This window comes from Marinobacter sp., assembly GCF_033722735.1.
In the GTDB taxonomy this organism is placed as follows: Bacteria; Pseudomonadota; Gammaproteobacteria; order Pseudomonadales; family Oleiphilaceae; genus Marinobacter.
The window spans coordinates 1-24,985 of record NZ_JAWVYN010000029.1; the positions used below are offsets into that span (position 1 = coordinate 1).

Sequence of the window (24,985 nt, forward strand, 5' to 3'; positions counted from 1 at the left end):
GCCAATTTGAAGAAAGTTGAAACTCAAAATCTTCAATAAAACCAAGCGGTTATCTTTCGACTTCCGGCCCGCTGAAGTGGCGTGCCCCTCGAAAGAGATGCGCATTCTACAGACCTCCGCCGAGGTGTCAACGAGGTTTCGAAAATAATTTCAAAAACCTCGCTGATCGGTCACTCCGTAATCAACACCCGAGCAATCTTCTTCTTGCCCGCCTGGATAACGCAATCATCCCCTAACGCAAACTGCTTGCTGCCTTCGAGCTGCTCACCATCAACAAAGACAGCTCCCCGCCCCAGGACATCCCGGGCAGCCGCTCCGTTCTTAACCAAACCGGCCAGCCGCAATACCGCGGCAATGGGCAACTGCTCCTGCCCCTCCAGCGCCACCTCCACGGTTGGCACATTCTCGGGGATCTCCCCGAGCGCCACCCGGTTACCGGCCGACTTGTGCGCCGTCCTGGCCGCCTCTTCATCGTGGAAGCGGGTAATAATCTCCTCGGCCAGGATCTTCTTGTAATCCTGGGGGTTGGCGCCCGCCTCAACGGCCTTGCGGTACTCTTCCACCTCGGCCATCGGCCGGAAGCTCAGCAACTCGAAGTAACGCCACAACAGATCGTCCGGCATGGACAGCAGCTTGGTATACATCTCTCCCGGGGAATCACTGACACCTATATAGTTACCCAGGGATTTCGACATCTTCTGGACACCATCCAGCCCCTCAAGGATCGGCATGGTAAGGATCACCTGCGGCTCCTGCTGATGCGCCTTCTGCAGCACCCGCCCCATGAGAAGGTTAAACTTCTGATCGGTGCCCCCCAGCTCAACGTCCGCCTCCAGCGCTACTGAATCGTAACCCTGCACCAGCGGGTAGAGGAACTCGTGAATGGCAATGGACTGCTCGGCCGCGTAGCGCTTGGCGAAGTCGTCCCGCTCCAGCATGCGGGCAACGGTGTACTGACCGGCGAGGCGAATCATGTCTGCCGCACTCAACTTGGCCATCCAATCGGAGTTGAACACCACCCGGGTCTTCTCGGGATCCAGGATCTTGAACACCTGCTCCTGGTAGGTCACCGCGTTCGCCGCCACCTGCTCTTCGGTCAAAGGAGGACGGGTGGCACTCTTACCGGTAGGATCGCCAATCATCCCGGTGAAATCACCAATAAGGAAAATGACCTCATGACCCAGATCCTGGAACTGCCGCAACTTGTTGATCAGCACCGTGTGTCCAAGGTGCAGATCCGGCGCAGTGGGATCGAAGCCCGCCTTGATGCGCAACGGACGCCCGAGCTTCAGCTTTTCCACCAACTCATCTTCCGGAAGCAGCTCGTGCACGCCCCTCTTGATCGTGGCCAGCGCGTCATCAATGGATGTCATGAACAGTTTTCCCCAATTGCCTAAATTCGATGTAGATAGTTACAGAGCTCAACAAAACAAATCTGTGCGTTACCGCCAAGCCTGTTACAGTCGAGACTGCACAGTAATTAACCAGGTCAAGCCAGATTGAAGGCGGGCATTATAGCAATGCCGTCCAAGAAAATCCGCGCTTGCATTGTACTGACGCTACGGCTGGCGCTATCCTGAACGCTTTTTATCCGGTAACCTGTTGATCTATACTTGACCGTTAACTTTAATTAGGTAATACAACCTAGTGACATAACAGATAAAATAGGCGCCTAACGTGTTGAATAAGTTCCCCAGAACCCACCTCGCAGCCGCCATCGTCATGGGCGCGGTCGTTAGCACCGCCATGATTTTGAGTCCCGCCGCGGATGTTGAGGCTGGCCGAATGTCGGTCACACTGGATCTCGAAACCGGCCAGAGCACGCCTCAGCGCACCCCGCTGAACGAGGCCGACGCCGTTGACGCCCCCCGACACGCCACGGCTCAAAGCACCCCCAGCCAGACAACATCTCCGACAGAACCGACGGTGGCCGTCGACGTCCCCGCCGAGCCGGAGTTCGAGTGGTCCGAGTTCGAAATCAGGTCTGGCGACACCCTGTCGGCCCTGTTTAAGAAGGCCGGCTTCAATGACGGCTTGATGCTCTCGGTTATCCACGGCGACGGGGACGCCAAGGAACTGCAGCGTCTGTACGCCGGCGAGCACATCTCGTTCGCCTCCGACGATAACGGCGAGCTGGCGGCCATCAAGCTGCAACGCAGTCGTCTCGAATCCCTCAGCATTGAGCGCACCGAGGCCGGCTTCGTCGGCGAACGCGTCGTGCTGGAGCCTGAGGCCCGCATCAGCTACGCCGAGGCGGAGATCGAGAGCTCCCTGTTCGGTGCCGGTCAAGCCGCCGGACTGACCGACAAGCTCACTATGGAACTGGCAGGCATATTCGGCTGGGACATCGACTTTGTTCTGGACATTCGCAAGGGCGACAGCTTCAGCGTGGTCTATGAGGAGCTGTACCTGGACGGCGAGAAAATCGACAACGGCCGCATCCTTGCCGCCAGCTTTAACAACAGCGGCCGCGAGCTGACCGCCGTGCTGTACACCGACAACGATGGCGTCAGCGCCTATTACACGCCGGAAGGGCGCAGCATGCGCAAGGCCTTCCTGCGTACACCGGTGGACTTCGCGCGCATCTCATCCCACTTCAACCTGTCACGCCGCCATCCGGTGCTGCATCGCATTCGCGCCCACAAAGGCACCGACTACGCGGCGAGCACCGGCACCCCCATCAAGGCCGCAGGTGACGGCAAGGTCATTCACGCGGGTCGAAAGGGTGGCTTTGGTAATGCCGTCGTGCTCCAGCATGGCAACAACATCACGACCCTCTACGCCCACATGCGCGGCTTTGCCCGCGGTATCCGTACCGGGCGTCGGGTCACCCAGGGCCAGGTGATCGGCTACGTCGGGTCGTCCGGCCTGGCAACGGGTCCGCACCTGCATTACGAGTTCCGGGTCAACGGCGCACCGCGCAACCCGGTCACCGTGCCGCTGCCCGATGCCGAACCGATTGCCAGCAATGAAATGGCCCGCTTCAAGGCGGTCACCCAGGGCGCCCTGGCACAACTGGAGACCTACCAGAACACGTCCCGGATGACCCTGGCCCGAGGCGAATAGGATGACAACACCCGCCTACCTCGGCCTGATGTCCGGCACCAGCATGGACGGCATCGACGCGGTGCTGGCCAGTTTTGACCAGGGGCGGGTGCACATTCACGCCAGTCACACCGTCGGCTACCCGGACCAGCTCCGGCACCGGCTACAGCGCGCCAGCCAGAACATTGGCACGCCCGATGACCTGGGTGCCCTGGACCACGAAATTGGCCACCTTTTCGCGCAGGCCGCAAGCGGCGTGCTGGCCAAGGCCGACACCGCGGAGCTCGACATCCTGGCCATCGGCAGCCATGGCCAGACGGTACGCCACCACCCCCGTGGCCAAACACCCTTCTCGCTGCAACTGGGCGATCCCAACCTCATCACCGAGCGAACCTGCATCACCACCATCGCCGACTTCCGTCGCCGCGACATGGCCGCCGGGGGCGAAGGCGCCCCCCTGGTGCCGGCCTTCCACCAGGCCTTTTTTGGCAGTACCGAGCAGGATCGCTGCATCGTCAACATTGGCGGCATCGCCAACATCACCCGCCTGGGGCGCACGGTCGAACAACCGGTGCTCGGCTTCGATACCGGCCCCGGCAATGCCCTGATGGACGCCTGGTGCCAACACCAAACCGGCAAGTGCTTTGATGAAAACGGCCAGTGGGCCGCAGAGGGGTGTGTCAATCAGGCCTTGTTGAGTGACATGCTCTCGGACGCCTATTTTTCCCAGAAGGCCCCCAAAAGCACGGGCAAGGAAAAATTCAACCTGGACTGGATCAAGACGGTGATCAACCGCCATCCAGAGGTCTGCCCCACCGACGTCCAGCGCACACTGCTGGAATTGACTGTTGTCTCGATCGCCAGGGAGATGCCCCCCGCCAACGGTATCAAGATTTACGTCTGCGGCGGAGGAGTCCGAAATAAGGCACTGATGCAGGAGCTTCGCAAGGCCTGCAGCCCGATTAGCGTCTGCTCAACAGATGAGCTGGGGATTGATCCGCAGTGGGTTGAGGCAACGGCCTTCGCCTGGCTGGCGAAACAGACCCTGGATCGCCGCCCCGGCAACCTGCCCGCGGCGACCGGAGCCCAGGGACCTCGAATCCTGGGTGCCATCTACCTGCCCTGATTCCGAGGGGAAACATCGAAGTGACGGAATGCCAGGGCGAAGATCGCCCCGGTATCGATCAGATGGAAAAGGAAGACCCGCATCCGCAGGTGGAGCTGGCATTGGGGTTCTGAACCACGAACTGGGAACCCTGCAACCCCTCCTGGTACTCGATCGTGGCGCCCACCAGGTACTGATAGCTCATGGGATCAACCAGCAAGACCATGCCATCCCGTTCAATAACGGTATCGTCCTCGTCCTGGTTTTCGTCGAACGAGAAACCGTACTGAAACCCCGAGCAGCCGCCGCCGGTCACGAACACCCTCAGCTTGAGGTCGGGATTGCCCTCTTCCTCAACCAGCTCGCGCACCTTGGCAACCGCGCTGTCACTGAAAAACAGCGGCGTCGGCATTTGCTCCTGGACTACACTCAAGTTTGCCTCCGGTACCTTTGTGTCGGAATAAAGCCAGTATGGGCGTAAACGCCAATTATCGTATTCCCGACCAAAACAGTCAATTATTCAACATCTGCCTGGGCACTCTCTTCCGTTGCCGTCGCCTCCTGCGGAGGCGCTACCGGGGCTTGCTGCTTGTCGAGCAAGCCCCGCGGCTCGGTCTGGTGCACCAGGCTGCCGTTCACCGCTGCCCCCATGGCCATCTCGATCAGGTTGTAATAGACGTTGCCGTGAATGGAGGCCTTCGCGGCCAATTCCAGGTGTTCTGCCGCGTAGACATCGCCATGCACCGTGCCATTGACGATAACATGGGGCGCCACAATATCACCTTCAACCTCACCCACTTCAGACACCCGCAGCACGGCGCTGCCCCCCTCTTCGGCCACCACCTTGCCGCGGATTTTGCCGTCAACGTGCAACCCGCCGGAGAAGAACACATCCCCTTCAATGGCGGTCTTGGCAGAAATCAGGGTATCGAAGTGCCCTGCTGGACGGCGTGATTGTTTTTTTTTGCCTAGCATACGGTCAGTTCTCCGTTAATTGCGCCCACTCGAAGGTTCGTTCCGCCTGGGAGGATTTGCTGCCCTGGGCCTGGGCGACAACCTGCACCTCCAATGGTTCAAAATCGTCGGGCACCCTCAGGTGGCCCTCGATATCCTGAAAAAAGCGGAATCGAAATTTTACACCGAGATCCTCTATGTCGTCAGACAGATCTCTCAACGCGATCACTTCTTTCTCGCCTCGCCGCCGGCCAATGACATTGACCGCCACAACGCCGGAAATATAGCTGTTGTTGTCCCCAACCTGGGTCAGCACCAACTTGAAGCCGTAACGCCCGTCCAGACGGCCGGGCCGCAGCCGAAGCCGGTCCACCTGCAACCCATCGCTCACTTCCGACGGCGCCATGATATTGCGGTAGAACGTCAGGTCGGCCTTCAGCTCGGCGATGTCCGTTTCCAGCTTGGCGATGGTCCGCCGGGCCTGGGCCAACGCCTGCTCATCAATGGATCGGCCGCGCTCCAGATTGATCAGGTTCTGCTGGGTTGCCAGATAATCCTGGCGCACCGACTCCAGTTCGGCCTGCAGGGACTCCCGAGTCTGCAACATGGTCGAGAAGCGGAATCCGCCCTGGGCCATACCCACGGCATACCCCACCACCGCACAGACCACCGAGAACAAGAGCAGGATAGAGGTACGCCGCAGGCGCCGCCCCGGCCGATGGCGAACGACGACGTATTCTTCCGCCGGCTTTTTTGTCTTGCTCACGGGCCGACCTTAAGGGAGCAGCGCCGGGACCTGCAGCCCCAGGTCTTCCTGGAACCCGAACATGATATTCATGTTCTGGACCGCCTGCCCGGCCGCGCCTTTCACCAGGTTGTCGATCACCGACGAGATGATGACCATGCTGCTGGACTCCTGGCGATGCAGCGCCATCCGACAGTGGTTGGCACCGCGGACGCTGCGGGTTTCCGGGTGGCTGCCGAACGGCATGACATCCACAAACGGCTCCTCCCGATAGCGGGCCTCGAACAACGCCTGCAGGCGGTCAAAATCCGCCGGGTCGTTCAGTTCGGCATACAGTGTCGCCTCGATGCCGCGGATCATCGGCACCAGGTGCGGCACAAACGTCACCCCAAGACTGGCGTCGCCGGCGGCGGCCACCAGTCCCTGGCGGATCTCCGGCAGATGCCGGTGGCCGGAGGCACCGTAGGCCTTGAAGCTTTCGCCGATCTCGCCGTGGAGCACGCCCACCTTGCCCTGCCGGCCGGCGCCGCTGGCCCCGGACTTGGCATCGGCAATCAGGCGATCGGTTTTCACCAGGCCTTCTTCCAGCAGCGGGATCAGTCCCAGCTGGACAGCGGTCGGGTAGCAGCCGGGATTGGCCACCAGCTCGGCATCGCGGATAGCGGCCCGGGCCACCTCGGGCAGGCCGTACACGGCTTTCTCTGCCCACTCCGGACTTTCATGGGGCATCCCGTACCACCGGGCCCAGACCTCCAGGTCCTTGAGGCGGAAATCCGCGGACAGGTCCACCACCCGGGTGCCCAGGGCGATCAATTCCGGCGCCATGCGCATGGCCACACCGTGAGGCGTGGCGAAGAAGACCAGGTCACACGCCGCCAGGGTCTTGGTATCCGGCTCGCTGAACGCCAGCTCGTAGTGACCGCGCAAATTGGGGTACATATCGGCAACCGCCAGGCCCGCCTCGGAGCGGGAGGTGATACAGCTCACCTCCGCTTCCGGGTGGTTCGCAAGGATTCTTAACAATTCGACACCGGTATACCCGGTACCACCGACAATACCTACTTTAATCACCGAACACTCCAGAGCTTGATCGTCCCGCGACACCCTCGGACCAGGACCCATGAATTTGACCCCCTATTCTAACACGATAATCCAAGGACTTATTGCAGGCCGTTGACGGTCGATTACAATACAGTGGGGGTGGTTGCACTGACCATTCACATCTATCTCCCTGTTTTCAAATTCTTACTTGCCCGACCGGAACCTCCGCGCCCATGCGAAACCTGAGGCAACAATTTGCCGAGCACCTGATTCCGATGTTTCGTCGGAAACTGTCCGGTGTGGATGCCCTGCCGCAACTGGCGATCCTGGGGTTGTTGTCGGGACTGGTGACTGGCGGGGTCATCCTGATATTCCGGCTGGCCATCGAGTGGCCGCTGGAGTACTTCCTGCCCAACCACGATTCGGAAGCCTTCGAACAGCTGGACCCGCTGATCCGCGGCCTGCTACCGCTGTCCGGTGCACTGTTACTGGCGCTGTTCCTGCATCGCCTGGGCCTTCAGGATCGCAAGGTGGGCATCGTCCACGTCATGGAACGCCTCAATTACCATCAGGGCTACATTTCGTTCCGCAGCGCCCTCGTGCAGTTTGTTTGCGGTGTTGGCACGGTGGTGAGCGGGCAGTCGGCAGGCCGGGAGGGACCGGCAGTGCATCTGGGAGCGGCCTTCTCCAGCCTGATGGGGCAATGGATGCGCCTGCCCAACAACAGCATCCGCACCCTGGTGGCCTGTGGCTGTGCGGCGGCCATTTCGGCGTCGTTCAACACCCCCATATCAGGGGTTATTTTCGCCATGGAAGTGGTCATGATGGAGTACACCATTGCCGGTTTCACCCCCATTATCCTCGCCTCGGTGAGCGCGGCGGTGGTGACCCGGGCAGTGTATGGCGACGAGCCCGCGTTCAGCGTGCCGGCCCTGACCATGAACTCCCTGCTGGAGATTCCCTGGATCCTGGCCATTGCCGTGATCATCGGGATTGCCGCCGCCGCCTTCATCTACCTGCTGGATTACACCGGCCGTTTCCACCACCGCCCGGTGATCCTGCGTCTCGCGGTGGCCGGGCTGGTGATGGTCCCCTTCGCCCTGGTCGTGCCGGAGGTGATGGGTATTGGCTACGACACGGTCAGCCAGACCATCCACAATGAGCTGCCGTTCTGGCTCCTGCTGGGCGTCGGGCTGGCCAAGCTGGTGGTGACCGCCCTCACCCTCGGCCTGGGCATGCCCAGCGGGGTCATCGGCCCCACCATCTTCATGGGCGCCACATTGGGCGGCGCGATGGGACTGGTGGGCTCCTACGCCGCGCCGGAGCTGGCCTCGTCCGTCGGCTTCTACGCCATGCTGGGCATGGGCGCGATGATGGGGGCCGTGCTGCAGGCCCCGCTGGCGGCGTTGATGGCCCTGCTGGAGCTGACCCTCAATCCGCACATCATCCTGCCGGCGATGCTGATCATCACCGTTTCCAGCCTGGTGACCAGTGAGGTGTTCGGGCAGAAGTCGCTGTTCCTGACCATCCTCAAGAGCCAGGGGCTCAGCTACCAGAACTCGCCGGTGATCCAGGCCCTGCGCCGGGTTTCAGTGGGCGCCATCATGGAGCGCAGTGTGACCCGGATCCAGCGCAACCTGTCGCTGGAGGAAAGCCGGCAGGCTCTCAAATCGGAACACAAGTGGCTGGTGGTCGAGGGCAAGAACGGGCCGACGGCCCTGATGCCTGCCGTCGACCTGGCCCGCTACCTTGAGGATATCGAGGAGGAGTGCCGGGAATCGGGCAAGGCCATGCCGGACACCATCGACCTGATGAACATTCCCGCCAACCGCCGGGACCTGGCTGCGGTCCAGTACCAGGCCACCCTGGAAGAAGCCCTACAGGTGTTCCACGACAGCAAGGCCGAGGCCCTGTACGTGCAACGCCACATCGGCCCGATGATTCAGCGTATCTATGGCGTGGTGCTCAAATCCGATATCGAAAGCTATTACCAATACCGACGGAGCTAACTCATGCTGTGGATCAAAGCCTTCCACCTGATTGCCATGGTCTGCTGGTTCGCCGGCATTTTTTATTTGCCGCGCCTGTTCGTTTACCATGCTGCCTGTGAGGACGAGCCGGGACGGGAGCGTTTCAAGATCATGGAACGCAAACTGTACCGCGGTATCACCACGCCATCGATGATCGCCACCCTGGTGTTCGGCGGCTGGCTGGTGAGCTTTAACCCGCAGGGCTATCTCAGCCAGGGCTGGCTCCACGCCAAACTGGCGCTCATTGCCTTGCTGGTGGTCTATCATTTTTATTGTGGCCACCTGGTCAGGGTGTTCCGGGACGATCGGAACAGCCGCAGCCACGTTTTCTACCGCTGGTTTAACGAGCTGCCGGTGCTGATCCTGCTCGCTGTCGTTATTCTGGCGACGGTTAAACCGTTTTAAGGAGCCGCAACCATCGAACTCCAACATCGCCCCCAGCTATTGATCCTGTCCGGCCTCGACCCCTCCGGCGGTGCCGGCATTCAGGCGGACATCCAGGCCGCGACCGCCCTCGGTGTGCACCCATTACCAGTACTTGCCTGCCTGACGGTGCAGGACACCCGCAACGTATACAACGCGGCCCCGATGGAAGCCACGCTGATCAGGGAGCAGCTCGACTGCCTGGCGAAGGACACCCCCATCCACGCCATCAAGACCGGCGCACTGGGAAACGCCGACATCATCGACACCCTGCTGGCGTTTCTGGTCGACAAGCCGGACATCCCCCTGATCGTGGACCCGGTGATCAAGGCCGCCGGCGGCGGCGACCTGGCGGATCAGGCGCTGATCGACGCCATGAAGACCCGGCTGTTTCGCCGCGCCAACCTGATAACCCCCAATGGTATTGAGCTGGCCCTGCTGGGCGAGGACAACGATCCCGGGATTGCAGCGGATAACCTGCTGGCTGCGGGCTGCCGGGCGGTGTTGGCCACCGGCGGTCACGGCGAGGGCGAGCACATCGTCAATACCCTGTATCGCCAGGGACAGTCGCCACAAAGCTGGCAAATCCCCCGGGTGGGCGGCGAATACCACGGCACCGGCTGCACCCTGGCGGCCGCCATTGCCAGCGGTTGCGCTGCGGGGTTGTCGGTGGAGGCGGCCATCGAGCAGGCCCAGCGTTTCGTCGCCAAGGCGATCAATCAGGCCCTGGCCGTGGGTCAGGGCCAGCCGGTGCCCGACCGCAGCGTGCGCCTGACCCCATGACCACACGCTTCGACAAGGGCCTGCGTCCGGGCCTGTATGCCATTACCGACAGCCTTCTGACGCCGCCGGAAACCCTGGTCGACAAGGTCGAGGCAGCCCTTTGCGGCGGTGCCGTGCTGATCCAGTACCGCGAGAAATCGGCACCGGAGAGCGAGCGTCTCAGCCAGGCCCGGGACCTGCAGGCCGCCTGCCACAACGCCGGCGTACCGCTGATTATCAACGACGATCCCCATCTGGCCCAACGGGTGGGCGCGGCCGGCGTACACCTGGGCCAGGGCGATCGCTCACTGGCCGAGGCCCGGCACCTGTTGGGAGACAGCGCCATCATCGGCATCACCTGTCACGACAGCCTCGCTCTGGCGGCGGACGCCGATACCGGCGGCGCCGACTACCTGGCGTTTGGCCGCTTCTTCGCCTCCGGCACCAAGCCCGGGGCGCCGCCGGCGGATCAACGGATCCTGGCCCAGGCCCGGCAATTTGACCGCCCCATTACCGCCATCGGCGGCGTCACCATCGACAACGGCGCGGAGCTGATCCTCGGTGGCGCGGACCTGCTGGCCGTGGTCGGTGGGCTGTTTGGCGTTCCGGAGCCGGCAGTGGAGGAGCAGGCACGGCGGTTCTCTCGCCTGTTTGCCAGCCACCATCCGCTGTTTCAAACCGACTGAGATAAGATAGCCGCGAACACCCACTGGCCACCCAAGTTCCAATTCACCCCATTTCCAACCCACTAGGGAGCCCTGAAACATGACACAGTCCGAAACGCTCTTCGAGCAGGCACAGCAATTCATTCCCGGAGGTGTGAACTCACCGGTTCGGGCCTTTCGCGGCGTGGGGGGCACACCGGTGTTCTTCAACCATGCCGAGGGCGCCTATCTGTACGACGAGGATGGCCGTCGCTACATCGATTACATCGGCTCCTGGGGCCCCATGATCCTGGGCCACTCCGACCCCCGCATCAAGGAGGCCCTGCACAAACAGATTAACCTGGGCGTGGGCTACGGCGCCCCGACCGCCATCGAAACCGACATGGCCCGCAAGGTCTGCGAACTGGTGCCCTCCATCGACCTGGTGCGGATGGTGAACTCCGGCACCGAGGCGACCATGAGCGCCATCCGCCTGGCCCGGGGCTATACCGGTCGTGACAAGATCGTGAAGTTCGAGGGCTGCTACCACGGCCATGTGGATTCCCTGCTGGTCAAGGCCGGTTCCGGCGCCCTCACTCTGGGCGTGCCCAACTCGCCGGGCATCCCCGCCAGTCTCGCCGAACACACGCTGACCCTGGACTACAACGACATCGACGGGGTTCGGGAGACCTTCGCCAAGCTGGGGGAGGAGATTGCCGCCATCATCGTTGAGCCGGTGGCCGGCAACATGAACTGCATCCCCCCGGCCCCCGGTTTCCTGGAATGCCTGCGGGAAGTCTGCGACGACAGCGGCGCGGTGCTGATATTCGACGAGGTAATGACCGGCTTCCGGGTCTCCCTCGGCGGCGCCCAGGGACACTACGGCGTCACCCCCGACCTGACCGCCCTGGGCAAGGTGATCGGCGGCGGCCTGCCGGTGGGCGCATTCGGCGGTAAGCGGGAGATCATGGAATACATCGCCCCGCTGGGACCGGTCTACCAGGCCGGCACCCTGTCCGGCAATCCGCTGGCCATGGTGGCCGGCCTGACCACCCTGAAGGCGATCTCGGAGCCGGGCTTCCACGACGCGCTGGCCACCAAGACCGCCAAGGTTCGCGATGGCCTCAAGGCCGCCGCCGACCGGGCGGGGGTCCCGCTGGCGGTGCAGGGTGTCGGCGGCATGTTCGGCTTTTTCTTTACCGAGGCGGATCGGGTGACCCGTTTCGACCAGGTGATGACCTGCGACGTGGACCGTTTCAAGGCCTTTTTCCAGGGCATGCTCAAGGAAGGGGTTTACCTGGCGCCATCCGCCTTCGAGGCGGGCTTTGCCTGCGCCGCCCTCTCCGACGACGACATCGACCACACCCTGCAGGCGGCGGAAAGAGTCTTCGCCACGCTGTGATCGCCACGGGCCACACCGGTCGACAACCATTGGGCACGGGGATCACCTCCCGGTGTCCGATGGCTCCCCGCTACCGCGCTGCGGCCCGGGATTCCGCCTGGTCGGCACCCGCCACATTGCCCCGCGCCCGACGGATATCCGCCAGCAACAGCCAGCCGGCCCGCTGCATGGCGTCGTTACTGCCCGCCAGCGACAGGCCCTTGAGCGTGAACTGCTCCGCCGCCGACAGGTTGCCGGCCGCCACGTAGGCCTCCGCCAGCTTGAAGTACACCTCGGCGGAACGGGGGGCAATGCGCTGGGCCCGCTCCAGCTGACCGATCGCCGCCGGCACGTTGCCCTGTGCCAGCAAGCTGTCAGCCTTGCGCACCAGGCTGGCGGCCGCTCCCGACAAGGCTTCCCCCTGGTCCTGATAGCTGGGCGACGGTGACGGTTCGGACTCCGGTTGTGGCTGGGCCGTCGCCGGTTCGGTCGGCTCCTGGGTCGGCGAAGGCACCGGTGTCGCGGGCTCCGGCGCTCGTCTGGAATTGCGATCGTAGTCGGGTGGCGTCGCTGCCGGTATGTAAATCGAGCCACCGGGACCGGCGGCGCAGCCGGCCAGCAGCAGGGCCAGTGCTCCGGCACCGAATAGTCTTGCCATATCCATCAGAAAAGCTCCTCAAACCAGCCCCTCAAGCGACCACCGAGACTCCCCGCACAGGAATCGGTGGCCGTGGGCTCACTGCCGGCGATAAACGGTACCAACCGGGCGTTGTCACAATGCTTGCCACTGAGGGACGCCGTCTGCGGGTTCACCCAATGGTATTCCACCCCATCCGGGACCACCGGGGAAAACCCGTGCTGGGGCACACTGGCCATGAAATCCGCCCACACCGGCAACGCCCCGCTGGCACCGGACAGTGTGGTGGCGCCGTTGTCGTCCCGGCCCACCCAGGCCACCGCCAGCCAGTCGCCACTGAAACCGGCAAACCAGCTGTCCCGGCCATCGTCGGTGGTGCCGGTTTTGCCGGCCAGACTCAGCTCCTGCGAGACCCGGTAATAGGCGGATCGGCCGGTGCCCTCCTGCATGGTTTCCTGCATGACGTACTGCACCAGATGGGTCGCCGCCGGGTCCAGCACCTGCTCGATCGCCAGGTTGTAGCGGCTCAGCGGCTCGCCCTGGGCATCGGTGACCTGTCGAATGGTCCGAAGTGGCGTGTTGAACCCGGACGTGGCCAGGCCCTGATAGGCCTGGGCCACCGTCACCGGCGTCATCGACACCGCGCCCAGCAGCATCGACGGGTATTCCGAGATCGGCTCGGCCACCCCGAGCTCATGAAGCATGTCGACCACTGAGTCGACCCCGACATCCAGCCCCACCCGCACGGTGGGCAGGTTGTAGGACCGGGACAGGGCCAGGTGCAACGGCACGTCGCCACGCTCTTCGCCGTCGTAGTTCTTCGGCTCCCAACGGCGCCCGTCATCGAAGACCAGCGCGAACCCCTTGTCGTGAACCGGCGTGACCAGAGTGTACTTGTCCGGATGCTGCAGGGCTGCCAGGTAAACGAATGGCTTGATCAACGAGCCGATGGGACGGCGGGCATCGAGCGCCCGGTTGAAGCCGGCGTAGCGGGGATCGCGCCCGCCCACCAGCGCCACCACCTCACCGCTGTCCCGGCTGGTCACCACCATGGCCGATTCCAGCTGGCGCTCGCCGCTGCCATCCAGCCGCTCCAGGGTCTGCCGCACGGAAAACTCGGCGGCGTACTGAATCGACGGGTTGAGGGTGGTGAAGATTCTCAGGCCCTCGCTCTGCAGGTCCTCTTCCCGGTAATCCCGGGCCAGGTGACGCCGTACCAGGTCAACGAAGGCCGGATACCGGTTCTCGGTGAACGAGGGCTGGCCGGTCACCCCCAGCGGCCTGGCCTGGAATTGACGGGCGGTGGCATCATCTATATGGCCACTGTCCGCCAGCACGTCGAGAACCAGATTCCGGCGCCGCTTGGCCCGCTCGGGGTGACGACGCGGATCGTAATAGCTGGGGCCCTTCACCAGGGCCACCAGCAACGCCACCTGATCCAGCTCCAGCTCCGCCAGGGACTGGCCGAAATAGAACTGGCTGGCCAGACCAAAACCGTGGATGCCACGCACCCCCGCCTGCCCCAAATAGACCTCGTTGAGGTAGGTTTCCAGGATATCGCTCTTGTCGTAGTGCCATTCCAGCAGCAGGGACATCAACGCTTCATTACCCTTGCGGACCAGGGTCTGCTCCCGGGTTAGGTAGAAGTTCTTGACCAGTTGCTGGGTCAGGGTACTGCCCCCCTGCACCACCCGGCCGGCCTGCAGGTTCACCCACATGGCACGGGCGATGGCCAGTGGCGACACCCCGACATGCTCGTAGAAATCCCGGTCTTCAATGGCCAGCAGGGCCTCCTCAAACAGCGGCGGCAGATCGCTGCGCTGAATCAGGATCCGGTCTTCCTTGTGGGCAGGGTAAATACCGCCGATCTGCGCCGGCTCCAGACGCACGATGGGCGAGGGGTCGCCGGAGAGCACCCGGAACCCGCTGACCCGGTCGCCCACCACGGACAGCGACAGCCGTCGGCGGGGCTCGACGCCATCACTGAAAGCGAAGCCGCGGGTGCTGATCACGAAGCGATTGGAAGACTGCTGGAAGGTGCCCGGCCGGCGCCCATCACCCTGCCGGTAACCGGCCAGTTCCAGCTCGCGGCGCAGGCCGCCCACACTGATGCTGGCGCCGTCGTACAACTCCAGCGGCCGGGCGTAGACCCGGGACGGGACTTCAAACCGGCGACCCTCAAAGCGGGAGGTCACCACCGCATCGAGGTAGACCATCCAACCCGCCAGCACCACGATGCCCACCAGGCACAAGCGGCCCAGCAGCCCCCATACCCAGGCCCGGCGACCGGCGGATGCAGGCTTGTTGGACGGCTTGCGGGATGTCTTTCCAGAGGAAGATGATTTCTTCATGGCGCCGATTATACCCACAGCCGGTAAGACAGTTGCAGGTCAGGTCTGTGTTATTTCTGTAATGTGCCCGCTATGATAAGCGGCGACAAAAAGAAACCATCCTGCAAGGAGTAGCCGTGAGCGACGCATCCAACGACAACCTGATCCAGGCCCTGCAAAACCCGGCGCTGTATGACCACCCTGTCACCGACTTTCAGGTGCTTGAGACCCACATTTCCTGGGTCATCCTCACCGGGGACTATGCCTACAAGATCAAGAAACCGATGGACTTTGGCTTCCTCAACTTTTCCACGCTCGAGCGTCGCCGGCACTTTTGCGAAGAGGAACTGCGGCTGAACCGGCGGCTCGCCGAGCAACTGTACCTGGAGGTTCTGCCCATTACCGGCAGTCCGGAGGAACCCTGCCTCGGCGGCCAGGGCGAGGCCTTCGAGTACGCCATCCGGATGCGCCAGTTCCAGCAGCACGACCTGTTCGATGCCCGTCAGGAACGGGGCGCCCTGGAACCCTCGCTGCTCACCAGCCTGGCGCAGAACGTGGCGGAATTTCACGACACCCTGCCATCGGTGCCGGCCGGCAAGCCGCTGGGGACCCCCGAGGCGGTGTTTGCCGCCATGCAGGAGAATTTTGACCAGATCCGTCCGCTGCTGTCCGACCCGGCCCTGCTGACCCAGCTGGACAACCTGGAGGACTGGACCCGCACCACCTTCGAGCGTCACCAGGAACAGATCCGCCAGCGCCACCAGGACGGCTTTGTCCGGGAGTGCCACGGTGACCTGCACCTGGCCAACATCACCGTGTTCAATGACCAGGTCACCGTGTTCGACGGCATCGAGTTCAACGAACCCTTCCGCTGGATCGACGTGATCAACGACCTGGCCTTCCTGCTGATGGACCTGGAGTCGCGCCGGGAGCATGGCCTGGCCAACCTGGTGCTCAACAGCTACCTGGAGTACCGCGGCGACTTCCAGGCCCTGGCCCTGCTGCCCCTGTACAAGACCTACCGCGCCCTGGTCCGGGCCAAGATCGCCCTGTTCACCCTGGGCAACCCGTCCCTGAGCGACACCGAGAAAGACGGGCTAATGCAGCGTTACCGGGATTACGCCGACCTGGCCGAGAGCTACGGCGACATTCCCAACCACTACCTGCTGGCCACCACCGGCCTCTCCGCCAGCGGCAAGACCTGCGTCAGCGCCGCCCTGGCCGGCGAACTGGGGCTGATCCGGCTGCGCTCAGACATCGAACGCAAGCGGTTGTTTGGCCTGGGCCCGCTAGACACCAGCCGCTCCCCCCAGGGCGGCAACATCTACACCCCGGAAGCCAATACCAGGACCTATCAGCGCCTGGCCGAACTGGCCGCCATCCTGCTGGAGGCCGGCCTGCCGGTGATCGTCGATGCCGCCTGCCTCAGGGAGTCCGAACGGACCCTGATCATGGAAGTGGCCGAGACTCACTGCGTACCGTGCGCCCTGCTGCACTGCGAGGCCCCCGAGGCTTTGCGCCGGCAATGGATCCGCAACCGCACCGGTGATGCCTCGGAGGCGACTGAAGAGCTGCTCGACGCCCAGCAGAGCTGGTTCGAGCCACTCACCCAGGACGAGAAGACCCACACCATCCACATCCACACCGAACAGGAGCACGTCGCCGAGGCCCTGGCCGACCGGATCCGCCAGCATCTGGGCCTGCCGTCCGCCTGAGCAGCGGATTGGCAAGACTGTTGTACACTTGAGGGATCCCGCCTCGATGGCGGGGGTCCCGCAGAGCCAGACACGGAGCGCACCATGGATACAGAATTGATCCGCCAGATCGATGACCCGCTGTACCAGATACTCCGCAGTGAAAACATCGAGGCCTTTAACCGCGCCAAGGCCGAGGCCAGCGAGCTGCCCAGCTTCGACCACTGCGACTTCCGCGGGCTGGACCTGCGGGGGCTGGATGCCTCGGGCCTGGACTTCAGCCACGCCTATTTTCGAGGTACCGACCTCCGCGGCATTGACTTCAGCGCCAGTCGGCTCGAAGGTGCCAGCATCGCCGGCGCTAAGATTTCCGGCTGCTACTTCCCCATTGAATTGCACGCCGATGAGATTGTCATGTCGCTCAACCACGGCACCCGCATGAGGTACAACACCGGCAAATGAGCACTTCCGAGCAATGGCAGACCGTCTGCCGCCGGGAGGCGCTGGCGGAGCACCAAGCCATCGAGTTCACCGTCAACGAGACCCCCGGCTTCATCCTCGCCCACAAGGGGCACATCTCCGCCTTCGTCAACCGTTGCCCTCACCTGGGCATCGGGCTGAACTGGATGCCCGGGCGATTTCTCGATGTGGACCGCTGCTTCATCCAATGCGCCACCCATGGCGCCCTGTTCACCATCGACCGGGGCCAGTGCATTGCCGGACCCTGCCAGGGAGAGGCTCTCACCCCCCTGGAAACCCGGGAACAGGACGGAGAGCTTCTGGTCAGGGTTCCAGCTTGACCGGTAGCGGCCGCACCAGGGACAGACGACCGCTGGCCTCGCCCTGGTCGGCCAACTCGGCCTGATAGGCCAGGACTTCCACGCCCTGGGCCACGGCGTCACACAGCAGGGCGCTGTAGGCGGGATCGATGTGGCTGGCCGCACGCACCGAGGTGATGCCGGTGTGGTTGACGCAGAAGAACAGCACCGCCCGCTCTCCGTTAGCCGCCTGGGCCATCAGCTCCCGAAGATGTTTCTGGCCACGGGTGGTCACCGCATCCGGAAAATAGCCCTGACCGTCTTCACACAGGGTGACGTTCTTCACCTCCACCCAGGCCGCCGGGGCGGCGTCGTGGCCGGACAGGTGCAGGTCGATGCGGCTGTTTTCCTCACCGTACTTCACTTCCGATCGGCACACAGGGTAGCCAGCCAGCTCGGGCACCAGGCCCTGCTCAATGGCCGCGCGGGCCTGGCCATTGGGCCGCCCGGTATTGATGCAGGCCAGTTGTCCCGGCGCCGTTTCCACCAGCTCCCAGGTATACCGCAGCTTACGCTTGGGATTGTCACTGGCCGTTAACCAAACCCGGGCATGATCAGGCTGGCAACCAAGCATGGAGCCGGTATTCGGGCAATGGGCGGTGACCACGGTGCCGTCCGACAACTCGACATCCGCCAGGAACCGCTTGTACCGCTTGATCAACCGGCCCTCAATCAACGGCGAAGGAAAATGCATGCTATTCTCCGAAATGGACCCTGGGAGTGGTATTAAGGAAACTCCCTGGGACAGAAGGGCTATGAATGGCCTGTATGATACGGGAGCCGCGGGCTATCGCCAACGCGTTGAGGGGCATTGCAAAGCTGGCGCCTCAGATGCTTATCTGCTATTTTCCGCAGATTCCCGTTTCAGGATTGACAATCCGGGCAACGGAAACCGGAGTGTCATTGTGAAGTACAAAAAAGAGGCCGGTTTACATGGCAAACACTGCTGAAAAACCACGTGAGAACTTTACCAACTTCACCCCCTATGAAATGAAGAAGGGTGAAGAGTACATGAGCGCCGACATGCTCGAGCACTTCCGCAACCTGCTGCTCAAGTGGAAGCAGGAGCTGATGGAAGAGGTGGACCGCACCATGCACCACATGCAGGAAGATGCGGCGAACTACGCAGACCCCAGCGACCGAGCCACTCAGGAAGAGGAGTTCAGCCTGGAACTGCGTACCCGTGATCGCGAACGTAAGCTGATCAAGAAGATTGACCAGACCATCGACCGCATCGATAAGGACGACTACGGTTTCTGTGACCAGTGCGGCGTCGAGATCGGCATCCGTCGACTGGAAGCCCGGCCGACCGCCACCCTGTGCATCGACTGCAAGACGCTGGCCGAGATCCGCGAACGCCAAACCGGCATCTGACCAGCCACCGGATTCCGGGCGCCGGCGACACTGGCGCCCGCCTGACCTATGTCGCTCCCCAGCTATCGCGGCCGCTTTGCGCCGTCGCCCACCGGCCCCCTGCATTTCGGTTCCCTGGTCACCGCCCTCGCCAGTTACCTGGAAGCCCGGCGACACCAGGGCACCTGGCTGGTACGCATCGAAGACCTGGACCCGCTGCGGGAATCCCGCACCGCCACCGATGACATACTGACCTGCCTGGAGGCCCACCACCTGTATTCGGACGAGCCCATCCGCTTTCAGTCACAGCGGGCGGACGCCTACCGGGCCGCGATTGACCGGCTGATTAGCCAGGGGCACGCCTACCATTGCCCCTGCTCACGCAAGGAGCTGCAAGCCCTGGGTGGCCACCACACCCCGGTGTGCCGGGAGCGACGCAGCACCGATCAGGACGGGCCGCGGGCGGTGCGCTTCGCCCTGCAGGACGATCTGGCGCACTGGGACGACCAACTGCTCGGCCCTCGCGCCCTGCACGTTCAGGCGGGGATCGATGACCCGGTCATCCTGCGCAAGGAGGGATTCTTCGCCTACCAACTGGCGGTGGTGCTGGACGATATCGACCAGGGCATCACCCACATCGTGCGGGGCTCGGACCTGCTGGAGACCACCGGCCAACAGCAGCAGATCTTCCGGGCGTTCTCGGCGCACTACCCCCGCTGGCTCCATATCCCGGTGATCCTCAACGACCAGGGCCAGAAACTCAGCAAACAGACCCACGCCCTGGCCCTGGACAACGCCCACGCCGGCCACAACCTGTTCCGGGCCCTGCGGACCCTCGGCCAGCAGCCACCGAAACAGCTGCAGTGGAGCAACCCGGATGACATTCTCGCGTGGGGTTGCGAGCATTGGCGCCGGGAGCGCATCCCGCGCGCGCCTCATCGCGAGGACGACCTGCGCTAGTGCCCCTGGCACTGACAGTGCTCGGATTCTCGTGTTATAAACTCAGACACGTTTTCGTTCAGGAACCGCTTAGTCGATGTACATATACCGCTTGGTCTTCCTGCTGGTATTGGCAATCTACATTTTCTCCCCCAACATCCTGGATTGGTGGATTGCCCCCGGCAACGCCTGGTACACGCCCTACGTGCTCTGGGCAGCGCTGATTGGTATCGGGTTCTGGCTTGAGTGGCGGCGTAATCCCAATGAGTTTTAGCCTGCCTGCACTGCTGACCTACAGCTTCCTCTATCTCCTTCTGCTGTTCGGAGTCGCCCACCTGACCGAGCGGGGCGTGGTGCCCCGCGCCTGGGTTCAGCACCCGCTCATCTACATACTGAGTCTTGGCGTGTTCGCCGGCATCTGGGCGGTTTACGGCGCCCTGGTGGTGGCCGACCAAACCGGTTATGGCTTCCTGGCCTACTACCTGGGGATCAGCGGTGCGTTCCTGCTCGCCCCGGTGCTGCTCAATCCGGTGCTACGCATCGTCCGCTCCTACCAGTTGAGCTCCCTGGCGGACCTGTTCGCCTTCCGCTACCGCAGCCAGCTCGCCGGCACCCTGGCCACCCTGTGTTCGGGCATTGCCACGCTGTCCCTGCTGAGCATGCAGATCAAGGCAGTCACCGATTCTGCCAACCTGCTGGCGCCGGACGCCTCGCCACACCTGACCAGCTTTCTGTTCAGTCTGATTGTGGTGCTGTTTGCGGTGCTGTTCGGTGCGCAGCGGGACCAGGGCTCGGAAAGCCATCGCGGCCTGGTGGTGGCAATCGCCTTCGACTCTTTCGTCAAACTCAGCGCCATGCTGGTGCTCGGTGGCGTGGTGCTGTTCACCGTGTTCGGCGGCATGGACGGGCTGGAACATTGGTTAACTGCCCACAAGGCCCGCTCCAGCTCCATGGAGCTGAGCATCAACGATGGCAGCTGGCGTGCCCTGATGCTGATGTCCTTTGCCGGCGCCCTGGTACTGCCCCACATGTACCATATGATTTTCAGCGAGAATCCGAGTGCTCGCGCCCTGTCCAGTGCCAGCTGGGGCCTGCCACTTTACCTGCTGCTGCTGGCGCTGCCGGTGCCCATCATCTTCTGGGGCGGCATGGAACTGGGTACCGAGACCCCAGCCAGCTACCTGGTCATCGGCGTCAGCCAAGCCCTGGACAGTCCCGCGCTGGTGCTGCTGATGTACGTGGCGGGGCTGAGTGCGGCCAGTGGGCTGATGATTGTCAGCACCCTGGCACTGGCGGGCATGCTGCTCAACCATGTGGTGCTGCCGCTGCACACGCCCCAGGACCGGGGGGACATCTATCGCTGGCTACGTTGGATTAAACGCGTACTGATTGCCGTCATCATCCTCGCCGCGCTGCTGTTCCACGACACCCTGGGGGCAGATCTGGATCTGATCATCCTCGGGGTACTGGCGCTGTCCGGCGTATTGCAGCTGTTACCCGGGGCGTTGGGCGTCATCTACTGGCCCGAAGGCAACCGCCGCGGACTCAATGCCGGGCTAATCACCGGCGTTGCGGTGTGGGTCGTCACCTTGGTGCTGCCGTTCTCACAGGTTGCCAACCCGCTGGCAACGCTCGAGGCGCCACTGATTCCCGACCAGCAGAACTGGCACATCTTTGTCTTCCTCAGCCTCACCCTGAACGTCACCGTCTTCGCCCTGGTGTCGCTGCTCAGCAAACCCAGCGCCGATGAAATCAGTGCCGCCCAGGCCTGCTCCTGGGGCGCGCTGTCCCGCCCCCAGCGCCGGGAACTGTTGGCCACCTCCTCGGGCGAGTTCGTCGAGCAATTATCGGCGCCGCTGGGCGGGGAAGTGGCGCAGCGTGAGGTGGAGCGGGCGCTCAGCCAGCTCAAGCTGCCCGCCTCGGAGTACCGCCCCTACCAGCTGCGGCGGCTGCGGGACCAGATCGAAGTGAACTTGTCGGGGCTGATGGGGCCCACCGTGGCGCGGGACATCGTCAAACGCCACCTGAGCTTCAAGCCCCTGGCCGGGGACGACACCGCGCAGGACATCCACTACATGGAACGGGCCCTGGGCAACTATCAGAGCCAGCTGACCGGGCTCGCCGCGGAACTCGACAACCTGCGCCGCCATTACCGCCAGACCCTGCAGAACCTCCCCATCCCCGCCTGTTCGGTGGGCGATGACGGCGAGATTCTGATGTGGAACCACGCCATGGCCGAACTTACCGGCATCGCCGCGGACGATGTGGTGGGCGGCCGACTGCTGGCGCTGCCGGATTACTGGTACACCCTGCTGGACGATTTTGTCACCGGGCCGGACCTGCACCGCTACAAGCACCGGCTCGACCTGCGTGGCCGGCCCCACTGGCTGAACCTGCACAAGGCGGCCCTGAGCGGCCCGGACCATCCCGAAGGCGGCAGCATCATCCTGGTGGAAGACCAGACCGAAACCCGCCTGCTGGAGGATGAACTGATGCACAGCGAACGGCTGGCGTCGGTGGGCCGGCTGGCCGCCGGCGTGGCCCACGAGGTGGGCAATCCGGTCACCGGCATTTCCTCGCTGGCCCAGAACCTCAAGCTGGAAACCGACGATCCGGACATCCTGCACACCGCCGATCAGATTCAGCAGCAGACCCGGCGCATCTCCACCATCCTGCAGTCGCTGATGAACTTTGCCCGTACCGGCAACCACGCCCAGGCCAACCGCTATGAGCCGGCCCAGATCCGGCGCTGCGTGGACGAGTCCATCAACCTGCTGTCACTGAGCGACAAAGGCCGGGGCATCTGCTACCAGAACCAGTGCCCGGAAGACCTAATGGTGCTGGGGGACGAGCAACGCCTGGTGCAGGTGTTCGTCAACCTGCTGGCCAATGCCCGGGACGCCTCCCCGGAAGGAGGGCTCATCCGCATCAGTGGAAACCGTGAAGGGTACTCCGCTATTATCGAGATCACCGATGAGGGCTCCGGCATCCCCGCGGATCAGCTGGACCACATATTCGAGCCGTTTTACACCACCAAGGGGCCCAACCAGGGCACCGGGTTGGGCCTGTCCCTGGTCTACAGCATCGTGGAAGAACACTACGGCAACATCCAAGTTGAAAGCCCCGCCAGCCCGGAGACGGAGCGCGGCACCTGCGTCCGGCTCCGGTTGCCGGCGTACGAGGGTGACGGCGAAGAACGCCCATTCAGCCAGAACGAAAGGTCTCTAAACTGATATGCCCCGCATTCTGATTGTTGAAGACGAAGAGATCATCCGGTCGGCGCTGCGCAAACTGCTCCAGCATGCCGGCTACGACGTGTCCGACGCCGACTCCGTAGACCAGGCGGAGCGGGAGAACGACTTGCAGCAGTTCGACCTGATCATTTCGGATTTGCGGCTGCCGGGCGCCCCGGGCACCGAGTTGATCAACCGCGCACCGAATACGCCGGTGCTGATCATGACCAGCTACGCCAGCCTGCGATCGGCGGTGGATTCCATGAAACTCGGCGCCGTGGAGTATATTGCCAAGCCCTTCGACCACGACGAGATGCTGGCCGCGGTGGACACCATCCTGAAACAGCACGCCACGGACCGCGACGAGCCGGCGGCGCCGGCCGATGAGGACACCGGCAGTTCCGCCGATCCGTCCAGCATCATGTACGGCGAGTGCGAGGCCATGAAACAAGTCTTTCACCTGATCCGCAAGGTGGCCCCCACCGAAACCACGGTGCTGGTCCATGGCGAATCCGGTACCGGTAAGGAACTGGCGGCCCGGGCCCTGCACCTGCTCAGCCCCCGCGCCGCCCGTCCACTGATCTCCGTGAACTGCGCCGCCATCCCCGAGAGCCTGATCGAATCGGAGCTGTTCGGCCACGAAAAAGGCTCGTTTACCGGAGCGGTGTCGGCTCGTACCGGCCTGATCGAAGCCGCCGATGGCGGCAGCCTGTTCCTCGACGAGATCGGCGAACTCCCGCCCGAAGCCCAGGCGCGATTGCTCAGGGTCCTGCAGGAAGGCGAGATCCGCAAGGTCGGCTCCACCCAGAGCCGCAAGGTGGATGTACGGATGATTGCCGCCACCCACCGCAACCTGAAAGCGATGACCCGCACCGGCGAGTTCCGGGAAGACCTTTATTACCGACTCAACGTAATGCAGATCCGCATCCCGCCGCTGCGGGACCGCCAGGGCGACATCCTCGGCCTGGCCCGCAAGTTCCTCAGGCGCCAGGGCGAAAAAATGGGTAAGCCGTCGCTGAACCTGAGCCCCGAGGCGATGCGGGCGCTGCAGCGGCATCGCTGGCCCGGTAACGTTCGCGAGCTGGAGAATGCCATCGAGCGGGCTTGCATCCTGTGCGAGGGCGACCTGATTACCCCGGCGCTGCTCGACCTGGAAGAGGAAGGCGATGACGTCAATATCCCCCAGAGCCTGGTGGAGGGGGACAACGAACCCACCAAGACCCAGGACGTCGACAGCAACAACGACCTATCCCTTGAGGACTATTTCCAGCATTTTGTGCTTGAAAATCAAGATCGTATGAGCGAAACGGAACTGGCCCAAAAACTGGGAATCAGCCGCAAATCGCTGTGGGAACGGCGTCAGCGGCTGGGCATACCTCGCAAGAAGTCGAGTTGATACCCACAGTGTTACCCGGTGTTACCTCACGAAACACCACTAGGTATAAAAAACCCGCTGCGAGTAACACTTTAGTCTAATAATCCACCCTCTCCCAAAGTTTCATTTATTTAACCTTCTGTTAATAAAGGATTTTGAAAAACTGGCACGCGCACTGCACCCTATAGGGCGCACAACAACAAAAACAATTGTGATGACGCAGCGCCAAAACAAAAACAAAAAGCTGCAGGGAACGTTCGGTAACAAAAACAAGAACAGAACGTAAGCGAACTGAGTGTTTTGGGTACTGTGCTTTTTAGTGGACCCATGGCTTGTGTGAGTTGTAGGTGTAGAGAAGAAACGTCCTCCAGACGCCGCTATATCTGCTCAAATCTCGCATTAAGTTACTGTCCGCTCTGTGTATTCAAAGCGTTCCGTTTGCCTTGACTGGCCCCGGACTTGGGGCATGCAAGGGG

23 protein-coding genes are annotated in these 24,985 nt (G+C 62.9%); 15 read left to right on the forward strand and 8 right to left on the reverse strand.

Annotated elements, in window-relative coordinates:
• Positions 1-170: 170 nt before the first annotated feature.
• Positions 171-1,373 carry a tyrosine--tRNA ligase gene (gene tyrS / locus R3175_RS16225; protein ID WP_318945377.1) on the reverse strand — a complete coding sequence of 401 codons (1,203 nt, stop codon included), beginning with the start codon at positions 1,371-1,373 and terminating at the stop codon, positions 171-173.
• A gap of 304 nt (positions 1,374-1,677) precedes the next feature.
• On the opposite strand from tyrS, the gene R3175_RS16230 reads away from it, so the two are divergent.
• Complete coding sequence (locus R3175_RS16230) at positions 1,678-3,066, forward strand: OapA family protein (RefSeq protein WP_318945378.1); 1,389 nt, start codon at positions 1,678-1,680, stop codon at positions 3,064-3,066.
• A gap of 1 nt (position 3,067) precedes the next feature.
• A complete protein-coding gene (locus tag R3175_RS16235) occupies positions 3,068-4,171 on the forward strand; it encodes an anhydro-N-acetylmuramic acid kinase (RefSeq protein ID WP_318945379.1) in 1,104 nt (367 codons plus the stop codon).
• Positions 4,172-4,229: 58 nt separating this feature from the next.
• Here R3175_RS16235 and erpA read toward each other — a convergent pair whose 3' ends face one another.
• The 4 genes from erpA to argC form a co-directional block, all read right to left on the reverse strand.
• On the reverse strand, positions 4,230-4,562 hold the full coding sequence (gene erpA / locus R3175_RS16240; RefSeq protein WP_318945410.1) for an iron-sulfur cluster insertion protein ErpA: 333 nt from the start codon (positions 4,560-4,562) through the stop codon (positions 4,230-4,232).
• A gap of 104 nt (positions 4,563-4,666) precedes the next feature.
• A complete protein-coding gene (locus R3175_RS16245) occupies positions 4,667-5,125 on the reverse strand; it encodes a polymer-forming cytoskeletal protein (RefSeq protein WP_318945380.1) in 459 nt (152 codons plus the stop codon).
• Between the two features lie 4 nt (positions 5,126-5,129).
• A complete protein-coding gene (locus R3175_RS16250) occupies positions 5,130-5,870 on the reverse strand; it encodes a DUF6776 family protein (RefSeq protein ID WP_318945381.1) in 741 nt (246 codons plus the stop codon).
• A 9-nt stretch (positions 5,871-5,879) separates the two neighbouring features.
• Positions 5,880-6,920, reverse strand: a complete 1,041-nt coding sequence (argC, locus tag R3175_RS16255) for an N-acetyl-gamma-glutamyl-phosphate reductase (protein ID WP_318945382.1) — start codon at positions 6,918-6,920, stop codon at positions 5,880-5,882.
• A 203-nt stretch (positions 6,921-7,123) separates the two neighbouring features.
• Here argC and R3175_RS16260 point away from each other — a divergent pair, with 203 nt between their 5' ends.
• The 5 genes from R3175_RS16260 (at position 7,124) to hemL (ending at position 12,151) form a co-directional block, all read left to right on the forward strand.
• Positions 7,124-8,899: a chloride channel protein gene (locus tag R3175_RS16260; RefSeq protein ID WP_318945383.1), complete on the forward strand. Its 1,776-nt coding sequence runs from the start codon at positions 7,124-7,126 to the stop codon at positions 8,897-8,899.
• Between the two features lie 3 nt (positions 8,900-8,902).
• On the forward strand, positions 8,903-9,325 hold the full coding sequence (hemJ, locus tag R3175_RS16265) for a protoporphyrinogen oxidase HemJ (protein WP_318945384.1): 423 nt from the start codon (positions 8,903-8,905) through the stop codon (positions 9,323-9,325).
• A 39-nt stretch (positions 9,326-9,364) separates the two neighbouring features.
• Positions 9,365-10,126: a hydroxymethylpyrimidine/phosphomethylpyrimidine kinase gene (locus tag R3175_RS16270; RefSeq protein WP_318945385.1), complete on the forward strand. Its 762-nt coding sequence runs from the start codon at positions 9,365-9,367 to the stop codon at positions 10,124-10,126.
• Positions 10,123-10,791 carry a thiamine phosphate synthase gene (gene thiE, locus R3175_RS16275; protein ID WP_318945386.1) on the forward strand — a complete coding sequence of 223 codons (669 nt, stop codon included), beginning with the start codon at positions 10,123-10,125 and terminating at the stop codon, positions 10,789-10,791. The genes R3175_RS16270 and thiE overlap by 4 nt, the downstream gene beginning before the upstream one ends.
• A 79-nt stretch (positions 10,792-10,870) precedes the next feature.
• Positions 10,871-12,151 (forward strand): glutamate-1-semialdehyde 2,1-aminomutase, encoded by a 1,281-nt coding sequence (hemL, locus tag R3175_RS16280; protein ID WP_318945387.1) that lies wholly within the window; start codon positions 10,871-10,873, stop codon positions 12,149-12,151.
• A 70-nt stretch (positions 12,152-12,221) separates the two neighbouring features.
• On the opposite strand, the gene R3175_RS16285 is transcribed toward hemL, so the two are convergent.
• Both R3175_RS16285 and mrcB read right to left on the reverse strand, forming a co-directional pair.
• The gene (locus R3175_RS16285; RefSeq protein ID WP_318945388.1) at positions 12,222-12,794 is read right to left on the reverse strand and encodes a tetratricopeptide repeat protein; all 573 of its coding nucleotides are present in this window, start codon (positions 12,792-12,794) and stop codon (positions 12,222-12,224) included.
• Complete coding sequence (mrcB, locus tag R3175_RS16290; protein ID WP_318945389.1) at positions 12,794-15,118, reverse strand: penicillin-binding protein 1B; 2,325 nt, start codon at positions 15,116-15,118, stop codon at positions 12,794-12,796. The genes R3175_RS16285 and mrcB overlap by 1 nt, the downstream gene beginning before the upstream one ends.
• A gap of 116 nt (positions 15,119-15,234) precedes the next feature.
• Here mrcB and R3175_RS16295 point away from each other — a divergent pair, with 116 nt between their 5' ends.
• The 3 genes from R3175_RS16295 (at position 15,235) to R3175_RS16305 (ending at position 17,591) form a co-directional block, all read left to right on the forward strand.
• On the forward strand, positions 15,235-16,812 hold the full coding sequence (locus R3175_RS16295; RefSeq protein ID WP_318945390.1) for an AAA family ATPase: 1,578 nt from the start codon (positions 15,235-15,237) through the stop codon (positions 16,810-16,812).
• An 84-nt stretch (positions 16,813-16,896) separates the two neighbouring features.
• Positions 16,897-17,253, forward strand: coding sequence for a pentapeptide repeat-containing protein (locus R3175_RS16300; protein WP_318945391.1), 357 nt, complete (start codon positions 16,897-16,899; stop codon positions 17,251-17,253).
• On the forward strand, positions 17,250-17,591 hold the full coding sequence (locus R3175_RS16305) for a Rieske (2Fe-2S) protein (RefSeq protein WP_318945392.1): 342 nt from the start codon (positions 17,250-17,252) through the stop codon (positions 17,589-17,591). The genes R3175_RS16300 and R3175_RS16305 overlap by 4 nt, the downstream gene beginning before the upstream one ends.
• Here R3175_RS16305 and sfsA read toward each other — a convergent pair.
• Complete coding sequence (gene sfsA, locus R3175_RS16310; protein WP_318945393.1) at positions 17,575-18,303, reverse strand: DNA/RNA nuclease SfsA; 729 nt, start codon at positions 18,301-18,303, stop codon at positions 17,575-17,577. The two genes, R3175_RS16305 and sfsA, sit on opposite strands and share 17 nt — an antisense overlap.
• Before the next feature lie 239 nt (positions 18,304-18,542).
• On the opposite strand from sfsA, the gene dksA reads away from it, so the two are divergent.
• The 5 genes from dksA (at position 18,543) to R3175_RS16335 (ending at position 24,530) form a co-directional block, all read left to right on the forward strand.
• A complete protein-coding gene (gene dksA / locus R3175_RS16315; RefSeq protein ID WP_318945394.1) occupies positions 18,543-18,983 on the forward strand; it encodes an RNA polymerase-binding protein DksA in 441 nt (146 codons plus the stop codon).
• A gap of 48 nt (positions 18,984-19,031) precedes the next feature.
• Positions 19,032-19,922 carry a tRNA glutamyl-Q(34) synthetase GluQRS gene (gene gluQRS / locus R3175_RS16320; protein WP_318945395.1) on the forward strand — a complete coding sequence of 297 codons (891 nt, stop codon included), beginning with the start codon at positions 19,032-19,034 and terminating at the stop codon, positions 19,920-19,922.
• Positions 19,923-19,998: 76 nt separating this feature from the next.
• Positions 19,999-20,175, forward strand: a complete 177-nt coding sequence (locus R3175_RS16325; RefSeq protein WP_318945396.1) for a hypothetical protein — start codon at positions 19,999-20,001, stop codon at positions 20,173-20,175.
• The gene (locus R3175_RS16330; protein WP_318945397.1) at positions 20,165-23,134 is read left to right on the forward strand and encodes an ATP-binding protein; all 2,970 of its coding nucleotides are present in this window, start codon (positions 20,165-20,167) and stop codon (positions 23,132-23,134) included. Before R3175_RS16325 ends, R3175_RS16330 begins: the two co-directional genes overlap by 11 nt.
• 1 nt (position 23,135) lies before the next feature.
• The gene (locus R3175_RS16335) at positions 23,136-24,530 is read left to right on the forward strand and encodes a sigma-54 dependent transcriptional regulator (protein WP_318945398.1); all 1,395 of its coding nucleotides are present in this window, start codon (positions 23,136-23,138) and stop codon (positions 24,528-24,530) included.
• Positions 24,531-24,985: the final 455 nt, after the last annotated feature.

Excerpts from the sequence above, each read along its gene's own strand:
- R3175_RS16325 (WP_318945396.1), top strand. The coding sequence starts at position 19,999 with ATGTACATATACCGCTTGGTCTTCCTGCTGGTATTGGCAATCTACATT.
- hemL (WP_318945387.1), top strand. The coding sequence starts at position 10,871 with ATGACACAGTCCGAAACGCTCTTCGAGCAGGCACAGCAATTCATTCCC.
- sfsA (WP_318945393.1), bottom strand. The coding sequence starts at position 18,303 with ATGCATTTTCCTTCGCCGTTGATTGAGGGCCGGTTGATCAAGCGGTAC.
- R3175_RS16260 (WP_318945383.1), top strand. The coding sequence starts at position 7,124 with ATGCGAAACCTGAGGCAACAATTTGCCGAGCACCTGATTCCGATGTTT.
- R3175_RS16305 (WP_318945392.1), top strand. The coding sequence starts at position 17,250 with ATGAGCACTTCCGAGCAATGGCAGACCGTCTGCCGCCGGGAGGCGCTG.
- thiE (WP_318945386.1), top strand. The coding sequence starts at position 10,123 with ATGACCACACGCTTCGACAAGGGCCTGCGTCCGGGCCTGTATGCCATT.
- mrcB (WP_318945389.1), bottom strand. The coding sequence starts at position 15,118 with ATGAAGAAATCATCTTCCTCTGGAAAGACATCCCGCAAGCCGTCCAAC.
- R3175_RS16285 (WP_318945388.1), bottom strand. The coding sequence starts at position 12,794 with ATGGATATGGCAAGACTATTCGGTGCCGGAGCACTGGCCCTGCTGCTG.
- R3175_RS16335 (WP_318945398.1), top strand. The coding sequence starts at position 23,136 with ATGCCCCGCATTCTGATTGTTGAAGACGAAGAGATCATCCGGTCGGCG.
- R3175_RS16245 (WP_318945380.1), bottom strand. The coding sequence starts at position 5,125 with ATGCTAGGCAAAAAAAAACAATCACGCCGTCCAGCAGGGCACTTCGAT.
- dksA (WP_318945394.1), top strand. The coding sequence starts at position 18,543 with ATGGCAAACACTGCTGAAAAACCACGTGAGAACTTTACCAACTTCACC.
- erpA (WP_318945410.1), bottom strand. The coding sequence starts at position 4,562 with ATGCCGACGCCGCTGTTTTTCAGTGACAGCGCGGTTGCCAAGGTGCGC.
- R3175_RS16300 (WP_318945391.1), top strand. The coding sequence starts at position 16,897 with ATGGATACAGAATTGATCCGCCAGATCGATGACCCGCTGTACCAGATA.
- R3175_RS16235 (WP_318945379.1), top strand. The coding sequence starts at position 3,068 with ATGACAACACCCGCCTACCTCGGCCTGATGTCCGGCACCAGCATGGAC.
- tyrS (WP_318945377.1), bottom strand. The coding sequence starts at position 1,373 with ATGACATCCATTGATGACGCGCTGGCCACGATCAAGAGGGGCGTGCAC.
- hemJ (WP_318945384.1), top strand. The coding sequence starts at position 8,903 with ATGCTGTGGATCAAAGCCTTCCACCTGATTGCCATGGTCTGCTGGTTC.
- R3175_RS16330 (WP_318945397.1), top strand. The coding sequence starts at position 20,165 with ATGAGTTTTAGCCTGCCTGCACTGCTGACCTACAGCTTCCTCTATCTC.
- gluQRS (WP_318945395.1), top strand. The coding sequence starts at position 19,032 with ATGTCGCTCCCCAGCTATCGCGGCCGCTTTGCGCCGTCGCCCACCGGC.